Source organism: Mycobacterium sp. MAA66 (assembly GCF_041261665.1).
Lineage (GTDB): Bacteria > Actinomycetota > Actinomycetes > Mycobacteriales > Mycobacteriaceae > Mycobacterium.
The window spans coordinates 26,588-39,829 of sequence record NZ_JBGCCC010000002.1 but is presented as its reverse complement, the minus strand read 5'-3'; the positions used below and the strand labels follow the sequence as shown (position 1 = coordinate 39,829).

The 13,242-nt window shown below is 65.0% G+C and carries 12 protein-coding genes and 1 pseudogene; 5 read left to right on the top strand and 8 right to left on the bottom strand.

Annotated features, from left to right (window positions below; all coding sequences use genetic code 11):
- Positions 1–78 precede the first annotated feature (78 nt).
- Positions 79–594: a DUF4333 domain-containing protein gene (locus ABIA30_RS06710; protein ID WP_370063454.1), complete on the bottom strand. Its 516-nt coding sequence runs from the start codon at positions 592–594 to the stop codon at positions 79–81.
- Positions 595–813: 219 nt separating this feature from the next.
- On the opposite strand from ABIA30_RS06710, the gene ABIA30_RS06705 reads away from it, so the two are divergent.
- The 3 genes from ABIA30_RS06705 to ABIA30_RS06695 all read left to right on the top strand — a co-directional run bounded on the left by ABIA30_RS06705 (position 814) and on the right by ABIA30_RS06695 (position 3,523).
- A complete protein-coding gene (locus ABIA30_RS06705; protein ID WP_370063452.1) occupies positions 814–1,452 on the top strand; it encodes an HD domain-containing protein in 639 nt (212 codons plus the stop codon).
- 137 nt (positions 1,453–1,589) lie between these two features.
- Positions 1,590–2,087: a Fur family transcriptional regulator gene (locus ABIA30_RS06700; RefSeq protein WP_370063450.1), complete on the top strand. Its 498-nt coding sequence runs from the start codon at positions 1,590–1,592 to the stop codon at positions 2,085–2,087.
- Entirely contained in the window at positions 2,057–3,523 is a 1,467-nt protein-coding gene (locus ABIA30_RS06695; RefSeq protein ID WP_370063448.1) for a catalase, read from the top strand. Before ABIA30_RS06700 ends, ABIA30_RS06695 begins: the two co-directional genes overlap by 31 nt.
- Positions 3,524–3,733: 210 nt before the next feature.
- On the opposite strand, the pseudogene ABIA30_RS06690 reads toward ABIA30_RS06695, so the two are convergent.
- The 7 genes and pseudogenes from ABIA30_RS06690 to ABIA30_RS06660 form a co-directional block, all read right to left on the bottom strand.
- A pseudogene (locus tag ABIA30_RS06690) lies at positions 3,734–4,000 on the bottom strand (ankyrin repeat domain-containing protein); the annotation flags it as partial.
- Between the two features lie 62 nt (positions 4,001–4,062).
- Positions 4,063–4,854 carry an SDR family oxidoreductase gene (locus ABIA30_RS06685; RefSeq protein ID WP_370063446.1) on the bottom strand — a complete coding sequence of 264 codons (792 nt, stop codon included), beginning with the start codon at positions 4,852–4,854 and terminating at the stop codon, positions 4,063–4,065.
- Between the two features lie 10 nt (positions 4,855–4,864).
- Positions 4,865–6,322 carry an AMP-binding protein gene (locus ABIA30_RS06680; protein ID WP_370063444.1) on the bottom strand — a complete coding sequence of 486 codons (1,458 nt, stop codon included), beginning with the start codon at positions 6,320–6,322 and terminating at the stop codon, positions 4,865–4,867.
- Positions 6,319–7,077 carry an SDR family NAD(P)-dependent oxidoreductase gene (locus tag ABIA30_RS06675; protein ID WP_370063442.1) on the bottom strand — a complete coding sequence of 253 codons (759 nt, stop codon included), beginning with the start codon at positions 7,075–7,077 and terminating at the stop codon, positions 6,319–6,321. The genes ABIA30_RS06680 and ABIA30_RS06675 overlap by 4 nt, the downstream gene beginning before the upstream one ends.
- Positions 7,068–8,537: an AMP-binding protein gene (locus tag ABIA30_RS06670; protein ID WP_370065420.1), complete on the bottom strand. Its 1,470-nt coding sequence runs from the start codon at positions 8,535–8,537 to the stop codon at positions 7,068–7,070. Before ABIA30_RS06670 ends, ABIA30_RS06675 begins: the two co-directional genes overlap by 10 nt.
- Positions 8,534–9,268, bottom strand: a complete 735-nt coding sequence (locus ABIA30_RS06665) for a GntR family transcriptional regulator (RefSeq protein WP_370063440.1) — start codon at positions 9,266–9,268, stop codon at positions 8,534–8,536. Before ABIA30_RS06665 ends, ABIA30_RS06670 begins: the two co-directional genes overlap by 4 nt.
- A 2-nt stretch (positions 9,269–9,270) precedes the next feature.
- Positions 9,271–10,866: an SMP-30/gluconolactonase/LRE family protein gene (locus tag ABIA30_RS06660; RefSeq protein WP_370063438.1), complete on the bottom strand. Its 1,596-nt coding sequence runs from the start codon at positions 10,864–10,866 to the stop codon at positions 9,271–9,273.
- A gap of 146 nt (positions 10,867–11,012) precedes the next feature.
- Between ABIA30_RS06660 and ABIA30_RS06655 the strand changes: the two genes are divergently transcribed.
- Positions 11,013–11,858, top strand: a complete 846-nt coding sequence (locus tag ABIA30_RS06655) for an SDR family NAD(P)-dependent oxidoreductase (protein ID WP_370063436.1) — start codon at positions 11,013–11,015, stop codon at positions 11,856–11,858.
- Positions 11,852–13,201, top strand: a complete 1,350-nt coding sequence (locus tag ABIA30_RS06650; RefSeq protein ID WP_370063434.1) for an SRPBCC family protein — start codon at positions 11,852–11,854, stop codon at positions 13,199–13,201. Before ABIA30_RS06655 ends, ABIA30_RS06650 begins: the two co-directional genes overlap by 7 nt.
- Positions 13,202–13,242 lie beyond the last annotated feature (41 nt).

Sequence of the window (13,242 nt, the reverse complement as noted above, 5' to 3'; positions counted from 1 at the left end):
CGACAAGATTTCGGGTTCGGGTGGGACGGGACTCGCTGCTGTCGGAACCTCCGACGCGCAGGATATTCCCAGGTTTGGTCAGTTACCGGCTGGAGGTCCGGAGGCCGGCGGATTGCTGCCACCGGTGTCCGGGGTACTCGGATTGTCGGTGCCGTTCGGCGCGCCGCCGTCAGTGCCTGGGGCCACGGTGGCCGGCGTGCCACTGTCGTCGGGCGCCCCGCTGGTACCGGGGACGGCGCTGCTCCCTGGAGCAGTACCGGTGCCGTCGTCGACCACCTCGGTAAGGCGCCAACTCATGTCGTATTCGACGTAGCTCCCATCCACCTTGGTGACCTTCATACGAATCGTGTACTTCCCGTTCGGGCCGGAGAAGGTGCATGCGAACTGCGCGCCGACCTTGGCTTCGATTCCCGACGGGCAGCTCACATTGGTGGGCGTGAACCCGGACTTGCTCGCCACTTCCTGGCTGATGAACTCCGCCGCCTTGTCCGGAACGATCTGTGCGGTCTCAGGCCGTCCGCAGCCGGTGAGCTGCAGGGCCGCCGCACTCAGGAGGGCCGCGGTGGCCACGAACGTTCCGGACATGGTTGTCATGCAGCGGAGTTTGATTGGTCGCCGGCTCGTGCGCAAGGAATCCAGGAGGTACACAGAATTGGGCTCTCTCGTTGCGCCGACGAAAAGGTGCCGAGTCACTGCCGACGGGTGCCATGTCCGGTTTTGTGGCTTATGTGTCGGTTTGTGCCCTGTGGGCCGAGCTCCTGCTCGGACAGAGTGGAATGTGTCCGCTTAAGCCCGACCTGGGGAGATGTCACAATGACCGAAGTTATTGCCGGGGTAGTGATTCCGGATACCGAGTTGGTTCGTGAGGCGACCGCGATTGTTCGCAAGGTGGCCGATGAGACGCTGTTCAACCATTCCCGGCGGGTTTTCCTGTGGGGGTCGCTCAAGGCTGCCGGGCGTGGTCTGGAGGTGGACCCCGAACTGGCCTATGTCGGGGGACTTTTCCACGATCTCGGTCTCACCTCGGCGTATGGCACCACGGCCCAGCGGTTCGAGATCGACGGCGCTGACGCGGCGCGAGACCTGTTGCTGGACTTCGGCCGTTCCACGCAAGACGCAACGAATGTGTGGCTGGCCATCGCGCTGCACACCACCCCGGAAGTGCCGCATCACCTGCCGCCGGAGGTGGCGGTGGTGAGTCTGGGTGTCGAAACCGACGTGCTGGGCCTGGATCTGGACGAGATCACCGATCAGCAGCGGGCCGAGGTCCTGGCCGCCCATCCGCGCCCCGACTTCAAAAGCCGCATCCTGCGGGCGTTCTACGACGGCATGGCCGCACGACCGGAGACCACCTTCGGAACCATGAACGATGACGTGCTGGCGCACTTCGATCCGTCATTCAAACGTGCGAATTTCGTTGACATCATTGAGAACAATGCCTGGCCGGAATGATCGCGCCACAGTTCGCGGCCTGCCCGGACGGGCCGCTCTCGTGCCGGTTGTGGTGGCCGCCGGACTCGCAGTTGCCATGGGTGCGGCGGTCGACAGTGCCACTTTTCCCCCGCCCAGAACTGGACAGGTGATGGCAGATGACGCGTCGCAATACGGTGGAGCTGTTGCGTGGTGCATCCCTTCGGGTAACTACGCAACGCGTCGCTGTACTCGAAATACTCAGTCGGTGCCCGCATTCCGATACGCGGTTCCTGACTGAGGCGGTACGCAAGGCGATCGGCTCGGTCTCTGGCCAAGCCATCTATGACGCGCTGGCCGCGTTGGAGCTGGCCGGGCTGGTCCGTAAGGTCGAGCCGGCCGGTTCGCCCGCGCTGTATGAGTTACGCACCGGGGACAATCACCACCATCTGGTGTGCCGCCGATGTGGGGTGCTGGCCGACGTGGACTGCGTAACGGGCGAGGCGCCGTGCCTGACGCCGTCGAGCTCCGCCGGTTTCGTCGTCGACGAAGCCGAGGTCATCTTCTGGGGGCTGTGCCCTTCCTGCGCTTCAACCAATCGCCGATCGCGGCGCGACGTGCCGCTGCCAACCAACAAGGAGAAGAAATGTCTTTCGAAGAGAACACCGAACCGTTGACGACCGCTGCGGGAGCTCCCGTGGTCGACAATCAGAACAGCATGAGCGCCGGGCCGCGCGGCCCGCTGCTGTTGCAGGATCTGTGGCTGATCGAGAAGCTGGCGCACTTCGCCCGCGAGGTCGTTCCGGAACGGCGCATGCACGCCAAGGGATCGGGCGCATTCGGTACGTTCCGGGTGACCGGTGACATCACTGCGTACACAAAGGCCGCGATCTTCAGCCGGGTCGGCAACAGCTGCGAGATGTTCGCGAGATTCTCGACCGTCGCCGGCGAGCGGGGTGCGGCTGATGCCGAACGTGACATCCGGGGTTTCGCGTTGCGTTTCTACACCACCGAAGGCAACTGGGACATGGTGGGTAACAACACCCCGGTCTTCTTTCACCGCGATCCACTGAAGTTTCCCGACCTGAACCGGGCGGTCAAACGGGACCCGCGGACCAATCTCCGCAATCCCGAAAACAATTGGGGCTTCTGGACCAATCTGCCCGAGTCGCTGCACCAGGTGACCATCACCATGAGTGATCGGGGCCTGCCCAAGTCCTACCGGCACATGCACGGGTATGGATCGCACACCTTCAGCTTGATCAACGCCGCCGGCCAAAGGCATTGGGTCAAGTTCCATTTCCGTACCCAGCAGGGCATCGAGAACCTCACCGATCAGGAAGCGACAGCACTGGTCGGGCAGGACCGCGAGTCCCACGGACGCGATCTGTACGAGGCGATCGAACGCGGTGAATACCCGAAGTGGACGCTGGCAGTTCAGGTGATGCCCGAAGAGGATGCGCTGACCTACCGCTACCACCCGTTCGACCTGACCAAGGTGTGGAGTCAGCAGGACTACCCGTTGATCGAGGTCGGCGAGTTCGAGCTGAATCGCAACCCGGACAACTACTTTGCCGATGTCGAGCAGGCCGCGTTCACGCCGGCGAACCTGGTGCCCGGGATTTCTTTCAGCCCGGACAAGATGTTGCAAGGCCGGCTGTTCTCCTACGGCGATGCAGCACGCTACCGGGTAGGCGTCAACCACCACCAGATCCTGGTCAACTACCCGCGGGCGGCCACGTTGGTCAACACCTACCACCGGGACGGCGCGATGCGGGTCGATGGTAACCAGGGTGGCGTGCCGGGGGTGGAGCCGAACAACTTCGGTCGGTGGGCTGAGCAACCTGCCTATGCCGATCCGGCGCAGCCGATCGGGGCCACGGCTGACCGGTTCGATTTCCGCGCCGATGACGACAACTACTTCGAGCAGCCCGGCAACCTATTCCGGCTGATGACCGGTGAGCAGCAGCAACGGTTGTTCGAGAACACTGCGCGGGCCATCAAGGGCGCGCGTCGGGAGACCGTGGAACGGCACATCGAGAACTGCGGCAACGCCGACCCCGCCTACGGCGAAGGGGTGCGCAAGGCCTGCGAAGCCCTCGGAGCGCTCTGAGCCGGGTTAGCCACGAATCACCTTCCCGCCCAGCCTCATTGGGCGGGAAGGTGAGTCGGCGTTGGTCGCTGCGGGTCAAGGGCAGCGGTTTCCGGTACCAGTGCGCGCTGGCGGCTGTCACAAAACGCGACATTGTCAACCGATGCTGACGGCTCCAGACCGCAAGTGTCCCAGGAGAGCCGACCGTGGTTCGCGTTGCAGAGGACCGTTTCACCTCTGCTCGGCGATATGCTGTTCCAACCGGCGTCGCGTGTCCTCGCGACCGAAGTACTTCGCAGTCTCCAAGGCCGACGGCGAACCCGCGAGCGGATCTGCGTCGGCGCGCAAGAGCATTTCGATGACGCCCGTCTCATCTTTGAAGACGGCCGCCATCAACGGAGTTTGTCCTCGATTGTTGTGTCGGTTGACGTCGGCGTGGCGCTCGATCAGGGCCGCGGCCGTAGCCGGGTGTCCGTGATAGGTCGCCAGCATGACGAGGGTGTCGCCGTGCCACGGCCTTCCATCGCGCCATCAGCCATGGAAACCTCCTCGTCGAACTGTTACGTCAATGTGCGCTGATACCGGCGCATCCCGGCGAGCCAGCGGTCGTAGTCGGCGCCCTTGCGCCGGTACATGTCCAACACCTCGGGGTGCGGTAATACCAGGAATTGGCCGGTGCCGATAGCCTCGATCACCCGTGTGGCGACCGCGTCGGGACCGATCACCTCGCCCGCGACGGCGACCGCCGCGCCGGCCACCCGAATCGTGGGGTCGGACGAGTCGACCATGTCCCGTAACAGCGGCGTGTCCACGCCCATGGGGCAGACACAGTTGACGCCGATGCCCTGGTCGCCGTAAGTGATCGACAACCATTCGGCGAATCCGACGGCGGCGTGCTTGGTGACGCTGTACCCGGCTGCCCCGAGCTGGCTGAGCAGGCCCGCAGCCGAGGCGACCGCGACGAAGTGCCCGCTGCCACGCTCAAGCCATTCCGGCACAAGCGCTTTCGCCGCCCGGATGTGGGCGCGGACATTGACGTCGATGATCCGGTCCCAGCCGTCCTCGTCATCACCCAGACCCGGTTGGCCGGTGATACCGGCATTCGCGACGTAGATGTCCACCGGACCGTACTGTTCGCGCGCGGCGCCGATCAAGGTGGCAATGCCATCGACAGTGCCGGCGTCCGCACGTATGCCGGCACCACCGATCTTGGCGGCGGTCTCGGCCGCGGCCGCGCCGTCGAGGTCTCCCGCGACGACCGATGCGCCTGCAGCGGCCAGTGCCACTGCGATGGATCGGCCGATACCCGAACCCGCCCCGGTGACGACCGCCACCGCACCGTCGATCTTCATGACGTCATGTCTACCCGATCAGCTGGGCACGTAGCTTTCGCTTGAGCACCTTGCCGTAGCTGTTCTTGGGTAGCTGGTCGACGAACTCGTAGCGTTTGGGGCGCTTGAACCGGGCAATACGTTCGAGCAGATGGCTGTCCAATTCACCGGGCGTTGCCTGGCCGACGATGAAGGCCACCACGACTTCACCCCATTCCGGATCGGGCGCGCCGACCACGCACGCCTCGACCACCGCGTCGTGGCTCAACAGTGCCTCCTCTACCTCACGCGGATAGATGTTGCTGCCGCCGCTGATCACCACATCCTTGGAGCGATCTTTCAGCGTCAGGTATCCGTTGGCATCGAAGGAGCCCATATCGCCGGTGTAGAGCCAACCGTTGCGCAGGGTTTCGGTGGTGGCAGTCGGGTTGTTCCAATAGCCCGACATCACGGAGTCGCCGCGGCACACGATTTCACCGACCTCACCGGTTTCGCAACGGGTTCCGTCTGTGTCGATCACCGACACCTGCATACCGGAGCGAGGGACGCCGACCGAGCCGAGCACCGCGTCCGAGGCGTCGCAATGACCAGCGGCCGACAATCCGGTGATGGTCATCGGTGTCTCACCCTGGCCGTAGATCTGCGCGAAGATCCTGCCGAACGACTCGGTGGCCTGCTTGAGATCCTCGACGTACATGGGTCCGCCGCCGTAGACGATGGTGCGCAGCTGCGTGGGCCGTGGCCGGCCGGTGCGAACCAGCCGGGCCACCATCGTCGGTGCCAGAAAGGAACTACAGGACGGGTGTTGGCCACACAGATCCAGGAACTCGTCTGGGGCGAATGAGCCGGATGCCGGCACCACCTGACGTGCGCCGCGCAGCGCGTAGGGCAGGACGTACAAGCCCGAGCCGTGCGACATCGGTGCCGCGTGTATCAGGCTCGAGTTCTCGTCGGGGGCATCGATGTCGGCCAGGTGCGCGACGGCCATCGCCGTCAGGTTTCGGTGGCTGAGCATGGCGCCCTTGGCTTTACCGGTGGTGCCGCTGGTGTAGAACAACCAGGCCAGCGCGTCCGGAGCGGGATTCGGCGGCGTCGCGGGGCGGCGGGCGAGCCGCTGCGAGTACAGCTCGCTGCCAATCACTTCGGTGGTGTCAAGGCCGACGGCGACCTTGGGAGAAGCAAACACCAACTCGGCGCCGGAGTCACCGATGATCTGCTGCATCTCGAGGGCGTGCAGCTTGTAGTTGATCGGCACGACGACGCATTCGGCAGCCCAGGCGGCGAACATCAACTCGATGACTTCCGGGCGGTTCTCCGAGGCGACCGCGATCCTGGAACCCGCCGGAAGGGTCTCTCGGATGGAGGAAGCCAGGCGCAGGGCGCGATCCCGGAGTTCGGCCCAGGTGTGCAGTTGCTCTTGGCCGAGAAAGACGGCAGGGTTATCGCCGAAGCGGGCGGCGGCGTTGTCCAGTATTCCGAAAAGACTCACCTGTCAACCCATTCCGAGGACAGCGCGCGTTCGGACAGGAACTTGGTGGAGCTCCAACCGCCGTCGACCACGATGGTCTGGCCGTTGATGAAGCTGCCGCCTTCCGAGCACAGGAAGGCCACCGTCGCAGCGATGTCATCGACGGTGCCGAGGCGAGTATGCGGCGTCATCTCGGTGGTGATCTTGCGGAACCGCTCGTCGCTCAGGCGCTGGGCGACCATCGGGGTCTGAGTCACCCCGGGCGCCACCGCATTACAGCGAATTCCCTGCGCGCCGTACTGGCAGGCGATGTGGGTCGTCAGGGCAGTGAGCCCACCCTTGGCCGCCGAATACGCGCCGCCTCGCAGCCCGCCGACTACCGCGAACGTGGACGTGACGTTGATGATCGCCGACCCTGGTCCCATGTGGCCGATGGCTTCGCGTGCCAACCGGAACGGGGCCCGCAGCATCACGCCCAGGAATTCGTCCAGGGTTTCGTCGTCGGTCTCGTGCAGTGGCTTGGGGCTGCCGAGACCCGCGTTGTTGATCAGGAAATCGACGCGGCCCCAACGCTTCAGCGTTTCGTCGACGATCCGGCGGGGCCCGTCGTCGTCGGTCAGATCGACGGCGAGGGTGTGAATCCGCTCCGAGGCGAGGTCGGCCAGCCGGACTTCATCGCGGCCGGTGCCGAGTACGGACATTCCCTCGGCGGCCAGGCGTTTGGCGCAGGCGAGGCCGATTCCGCTACTCGCCCCCGTCACTATGGCTACTGGCATGCGGCCAACTCCGTTCGGATCTGCTGCTTGAGTATCTTGCCGGCGTCGTTCTTCGGAAGCGCATCCCAAATCTCGACTTGCTCAGGGATCTTGAACCTGGCGACGCCGCGCTCGGTCAGATAGCGCCGCAGGTCGGCGACGGTGATCGTGGCAGCCGTGATCACTACCGCCACCGCGCGTTCGCCGGTCCGTTCATCGGGCAGCCCGACGACGGCGACCTCGTCGATGTCGGGATGCCCGGCCAGTACGTCCTCGATTTCCTTGGGCGAGATGTTCTCCCCGTTGCGGATGATCAGATCTTTGGCCCTACCGGTGACCACCAGATACCCGTCGTCGGTCCACCGTCCTAGGTCACCGGTCCGGAAGTAGCCGTCCGCATCGAGAGCGTCGTCCTCGGGATGCAGATAGCCCAACAGCATCTGCGGACCCTTGACGCGGATCTCGCCGTCGACCAGTTTGACGTCGGCGATGCCGGGCCGTCCGTCGGTGTCCGCGGCTCGCTCGCGATCATCGGGTGCACCCACGGTGGTCACCGGGATCTCGGTTGAGCCGTAGACCCGGGTGACGATGGCCTTGTCGAAATATGCTGCGGCGCTGCGGATCAGTTGCGGCGACACCGAGGCCCCGCCGCAGATGAAGACCTTCAGGTCAGGCAGACGGGAAAGTGCCTTCTTGGCCGCGGCCAGGAGGCCGGTCAGGAAAGGGGTGGCACCGGCCATATGGGTGCAGCGGTGTTCGGTCATCAGGGTGACAGCCGCGGCAGCGTCCCACTGGTCCATCAATACCGCGGTGGTGTCGAGCAGCAGTGGGCATTCGAAGGCGTAGATCGACCCGCCGATGTGCGCGACAGGGGATGGCACCAGGAAGGTATCGCCAGGTTCGACGCGCCAGTGCTGGTGCAGCTGGGCAATCAGGGCGCCGAGGGAACGGTGGCTGTGCAGAACCCCTTTCGGCTTCCCGGCGGTGCCCGAGGTGTACAGGACCATCCGGACGTCGTCGAGATCGAGTTGTGGCAGGTCGGTGTGTACCGGAGAGGTGGCCCACGGTTGGTCACCGCGGACGACGATCACCTCGGGCGGATTCGGCAGGCCGGCGCAGACGCTGATGAGCATGGAGGGGTAGTCATGTCCGCGGAAAGTACTGGGAATGAAGATAATCCGGCTTTCGCAGTCAGCCAGGATATAGCTGAGCTCGTGTTCGCGTAACGACGGCAGGATTGGGTTCACCACCATGCCGGCCAACGTTGCGCCGAGATAGATCACCGCGGCCTCATGCCAATTGGGCAGCATGAATGACACCACGCTGCCGACCTGCAGACGTGCCAGCAGCGCCTGTGCCAGACCGTTCGCCCGCTGCAGCAGGGTACGGCAGTCGAGTGTGTCCGCGCCGTCGATGACGAGCACCCGGTCCGGGGTCTGGGTGGCGGCCGCGCAGAGGGCCTCGGAGAGGATCACGGTCAGCTCTTCACGCGCCGCATGGTCATCGTGTGCCGGAACCTCGCGGCGGGATGGGTGTTGATGGTCACCTGCGCGATCTCGCCGTCGGAGGTGGAATAGGAACGGCGAACCTCAAGGGCCGCAGCACCTTCAGCGATCTGCAGTTGGGCGGCGAGATCGGAGGTGGCGATCACGGCGGCGATCTCCTGGTGCACCTCAGTGATGTTCACCCCGAACAGGTCCTCGATCAGTGGGAAGATCGGTCCGGTGTGTCGGGGCAGCATCCGGCCGACCGCCGCGAACGCCCGGTTGATGAAGTAGTCGGTGCGGCACACCGGCAGTTCGGTATGGGCGCTTCGGCGTAGACCGCTGACCGCCAGCCACTGGGTGCCCAGCGGCAGTCCACTGCGTTCGGCCCGCGGCTTGTCGATCGTCACCATCGACGTCGACTCGATCTCCAGCTCGGCCCCGGCGGCCCAGGCCAAGAGGTCGTTGATCGACATGACGTCTTGGGCATAGGAGTTCGACGTGGGCCGCGGTACCACGAGTGTGCCTGCGCGTGGCTTGGAGGACACCAGGTTGTCGTCACGCAGTCGGCGCAGTGCCTCGCGCACGGTGTATCGGCTGACCGAGAACCGTTCGCACAGTTCATGTTCGGTGGGTAGTTGAGAGCCGACGGGATAAACGCCGTCGACGATCTCCTTGCGCAACGTGCGGGCCACCTGCAGGTAACGGTGATCGGTTGGTTCGGACATGATCACGTCTCCGGATTGGCCGGCAGGCCAGAAACTGGACACAGCGCCAGGATGCTGCCGTCGCCGTCGGCCGAGACATACAGCGTGCCATCGGACGCGGCGGCGATACCGGCGAACGGCCCCTGCGGCCCGGAGAACGGGGGCATGCCGCGCAACGGTTTTGGCGTCACCCCGGGTGGTGCCCCGAGCGGCAGTCCCGATGCGAGGGTGCGACGCGTCCCGGTGCCCAGGTCGACGGCCACCACTTCTTTGGCTCCGGCGTCGACGATGTACAGCACCCCGTCGCGCACCGCGATGCCCTGCGGCGTGAGCAGGCCTTCGACCACGGGGGTGCCGTCGGCGGCCACGACCCGACCGACTTCTGAGACCAGCGGACCGTCGGGCCCGACGGCCACGCCGACGGGTGTGTCGAGTCCGGAGGTGACCACCTCGACGCCTGCCACTACAGAGAGCAGCCTTCCGGTGCCCTGCTCGACCGCCAAGACCCGGTCGCCGTCGACCGCGACCCCGTACAGCTGGTCCAAACCGTCTGCCAGATAATCGGTTTCACCGAGGGACGGCCGGTAGCGGGCCACTTGACCGCCGGAGGTGGCCACCACGAACTCACCGGATCCCGAGACCGTCACGCCGCGGATGAAGCCCGGGTAGCCGGGCGTGAACAGCATCGCGACGGTTTCGAGCGTGCCGTCGCGGCCCAGGGCATAGAGGTAGGTGCCGTCGGCGACGTAGAGTCGCCGGTCGGTGCCGATGGTCAGGTCCAGTGGCCAGTTCAGCCCGCCGGGCAGTACGTCGCGCGCGCCGCCGTCGCCCAGCACTTCGGTGATCGAGCCGGTGAAATTCGAGACGAACAACCGATTGTCCACGAAGGTGCAGTTGTCCAGGCCTGGGGCGAGGTTGGCGAGCACCGTCTGCGATCCGGTGCTCGGGTCGATCCGCAGCACCTGGCCGCTGTGTACCTGGGTGGAGACGATGAATCCGTCGGCATCGAACTTCACCGCGTCCGGAACACCGAGATCGCTTGCTACCACCTGGGTTTCGCCGCCGTCCGGATCGATCCGCCAGATCTGATTGGCGCCCATCACGGGGAAGTACAGCATGCCGTCGGGGCCGACCTCCATGGCGTTGGGGGAGGGCAGGTTTTCGGTGATCAGCCGCGGTGGACCGCCGGCCAGATCCATCTCGAAAAGCCTTCCGCCCTCGCGGCATTCGTTGATGAACAGCCGACCCTGGTGGACGGTGATGCCGTTGGCGCAGGGCATGTCGTCGCGCAGCACGCGCGAGCGGCCGTTGGTGTCGCGGGCACTGACCCGCCCGTCCATCACCTCTGTCGCGTACAGCGTGCCGTCGGCGCCGAAGGCGACGTCGTCGGGCGCGATGATGTCGCCGCCTTTGGCGCTGATGGTCTCCAAGTCGCCGGTGTCGACGTCGAGTGCGCTGATGGTGCTGCCGGTGACCTGGGCGATGTACACGCGACCGTCTGGTCCGGTGCGCAGCCCATTGGCACCGAACAGTCGACTGGGCGCGGCGATCCGGTCGAGCCGCCAGCCGTCGGCAGCCTGGGGTGTCGCCGGGTAACGCGTCGTCGAAGCGCTGTTCACCGGTCGGACGTTAGCAACGGTTAGTGGTCCAGACAATAGTGGTTCGTAAACCTCATTTTGAGTCTTGACGCGGGTAGTTACCTAGGAGAATATTGTTCTCCGATGAGAGCACAGCGTTTTCATGTCCGTACAAATGGCCGGAGTGGGTGGTGACAGACCTGCTGAACCTCGGCGGTCGGGTGGTCGTGGTCTCGGGTGCGGCCGGTGGTGGCATCGGCACGTCGGTGACCAGGTTGCTGGCCGACGCCGGAGCGATCGTGGTTGCGGTGAGTCGTTCGCAGGACAACCTGGATACCCACATCGGGCCCATCGTCGCGGAAGGTTTGCCGGTGGTACCGGTGGCCGCGGACGCCGCTACTGACTCGGGCATTGCCGTGGCGTTGGCGGCGGCACGTGGGGCCGGGCCGCTGCACGGACTGGTCAATGTCGCCGGCGGCGCCGAGCCGGCTACCTGGATGCCGTCCACTCGGGTGTCGCGAGCGGACTGGCGGAGCCTGTTCAGTCAGAACCTGGAGACCATGTTCTTCATGAGTCAGGCGGTGGCCGCAGAGCTTCGGACACAGGGACGGCCGGGGTCGATCGTATCGATCTCGTCGATCAGCGGGATGAACACCGCCCCGTTGCACATCGGCTACGGCACCGCCAAAGCCGCTCTCGTCGCGGTCACCCGAACGATGGCCGTCGAGCTGGCGCTGTCCGGAATCCGGGTCAATGCGGTCGCGCCGGGTGTGACCGCGACCCCGGCCTCGCGCACCTACGTCGACGACGACGAGGACCGGGACCGCCAGGCCATCGCCATGGGACGGCGCGGCACCCCCGAGGAGATCGCGGGCGCGATCGTCTTTCTGCTGTCAGACCTTTCGACCTACGTGACCGGCCAGACCCTGCTGGTCGACGGCGGGCTCAACCTGAAGTGGAGCCACCTGGCAGCGGACAACACGTCACTGTTCTTGAAAGATCAGGGTTTTCGGGAGGCGATCAAGCAATGGTGAACAGCGAAGAACTGTCCCACCCGACGACCATCCCGGTGGAGGCCTACACGTCACCGGAATACGCACGGGCGGAACGGGATCGGCTCTGGCGCAGGGTGTGGCAGCAGGTCGGGCGGGTCGAGGACATCCCGGAGGTCGGCAGCTACCTGACCTATGACATCCTCGACGATTCCATCCTGATCGTCCGGACCGGTCCGAATGAGTTTGCCGCGCACCACAACGTCTGCATGCACCGTGGCCGGCGGCTGGTCGATACGCGTGCCGGCGCGAAGAATGCGTGTGACCGGGCGCGTAAGTCGTTCGTCTGTGGCTTTCACGGCTGGACCTACGGTCTGGACGGCGTCTGCACACACATTCGGGAAAAGGATGACTGGCAAGGGGTTCTGACCCCGACGAACACCAGGCTGGCGCCGGTTCGGGTGGACACCTGGGGCGGCTGGCTGTGGATCAACATGGACCCCGATTGCGAGCCGCTGGCCGACTTCCTCTACCCGGCCGCCAAGATCTTGGACCCGTTCGGCCTGGAGAACATGCGCTACAAGTGGCGCAAATGGTTGCACTTCGACTGCAACTGGAAGGTCGCCATGGAGGCCTTCAACGAGACGTACCACGTCTTCACCACCCATCCCGAGTTCAACCGGTTCGGCGAATTCAAGGGTTGGGCGAAAGCTCAAGGGCGGCACAGCAATATCGGCTACGACGCGCCTGAAGACATGGCCGAGACCAAGTCCAAGATCCGGTTGGGCACCGGGGACCCCCGCATCTCGACTGCGGAGATGCAGGTCTACACCATGGAAGAGACCAACGCGACCACCACCAAGACGCTGGTGAATGCCGCACTGCGTCTGGTCGACGAGCTACCCGAGGGCACGCCCGCCGACAAGGTGCTGGAGCACTGGTTGTCCTCGGCACGCACGGACGATGAAGCGCGTGGAGTGATCTGGCCGACCATCCCGGCCGAAATCCTGGGCCAGAGCGGCACCGCGTGGCAGCTGTTCCCGAATTTCCAGATCGGTCAGGGCCTGACCAGCGCCCTGTGCTACGGAGCCCGACCCGACCCGAGCTACCACCCGGACAAGTGCATCTTCGAGGTGTCGGTGTTCGAGCTGTATCCGAAAGGCTCAGAGCCACAGACGGAATGGGTATACACCCCGGCGGACAGCCCGAATTGGCTGTCGGTGCTGCCGCAGGATTTCTCGAACATGGCGGCAGTGCAGCAGGGCATGAAGTCGCTGGGTTTCCCGGGCACCAAGCCCAACCCGTACCGCGAGCGCAGCACGGTGAACCTGCACTACCAACTTTCCAAATACATGGGGACCGGTGAACCCCGCGACATCTCGTGATTTCCGCGTGCCGGTGGGTGCTGGACGCCCCCGAACACGCC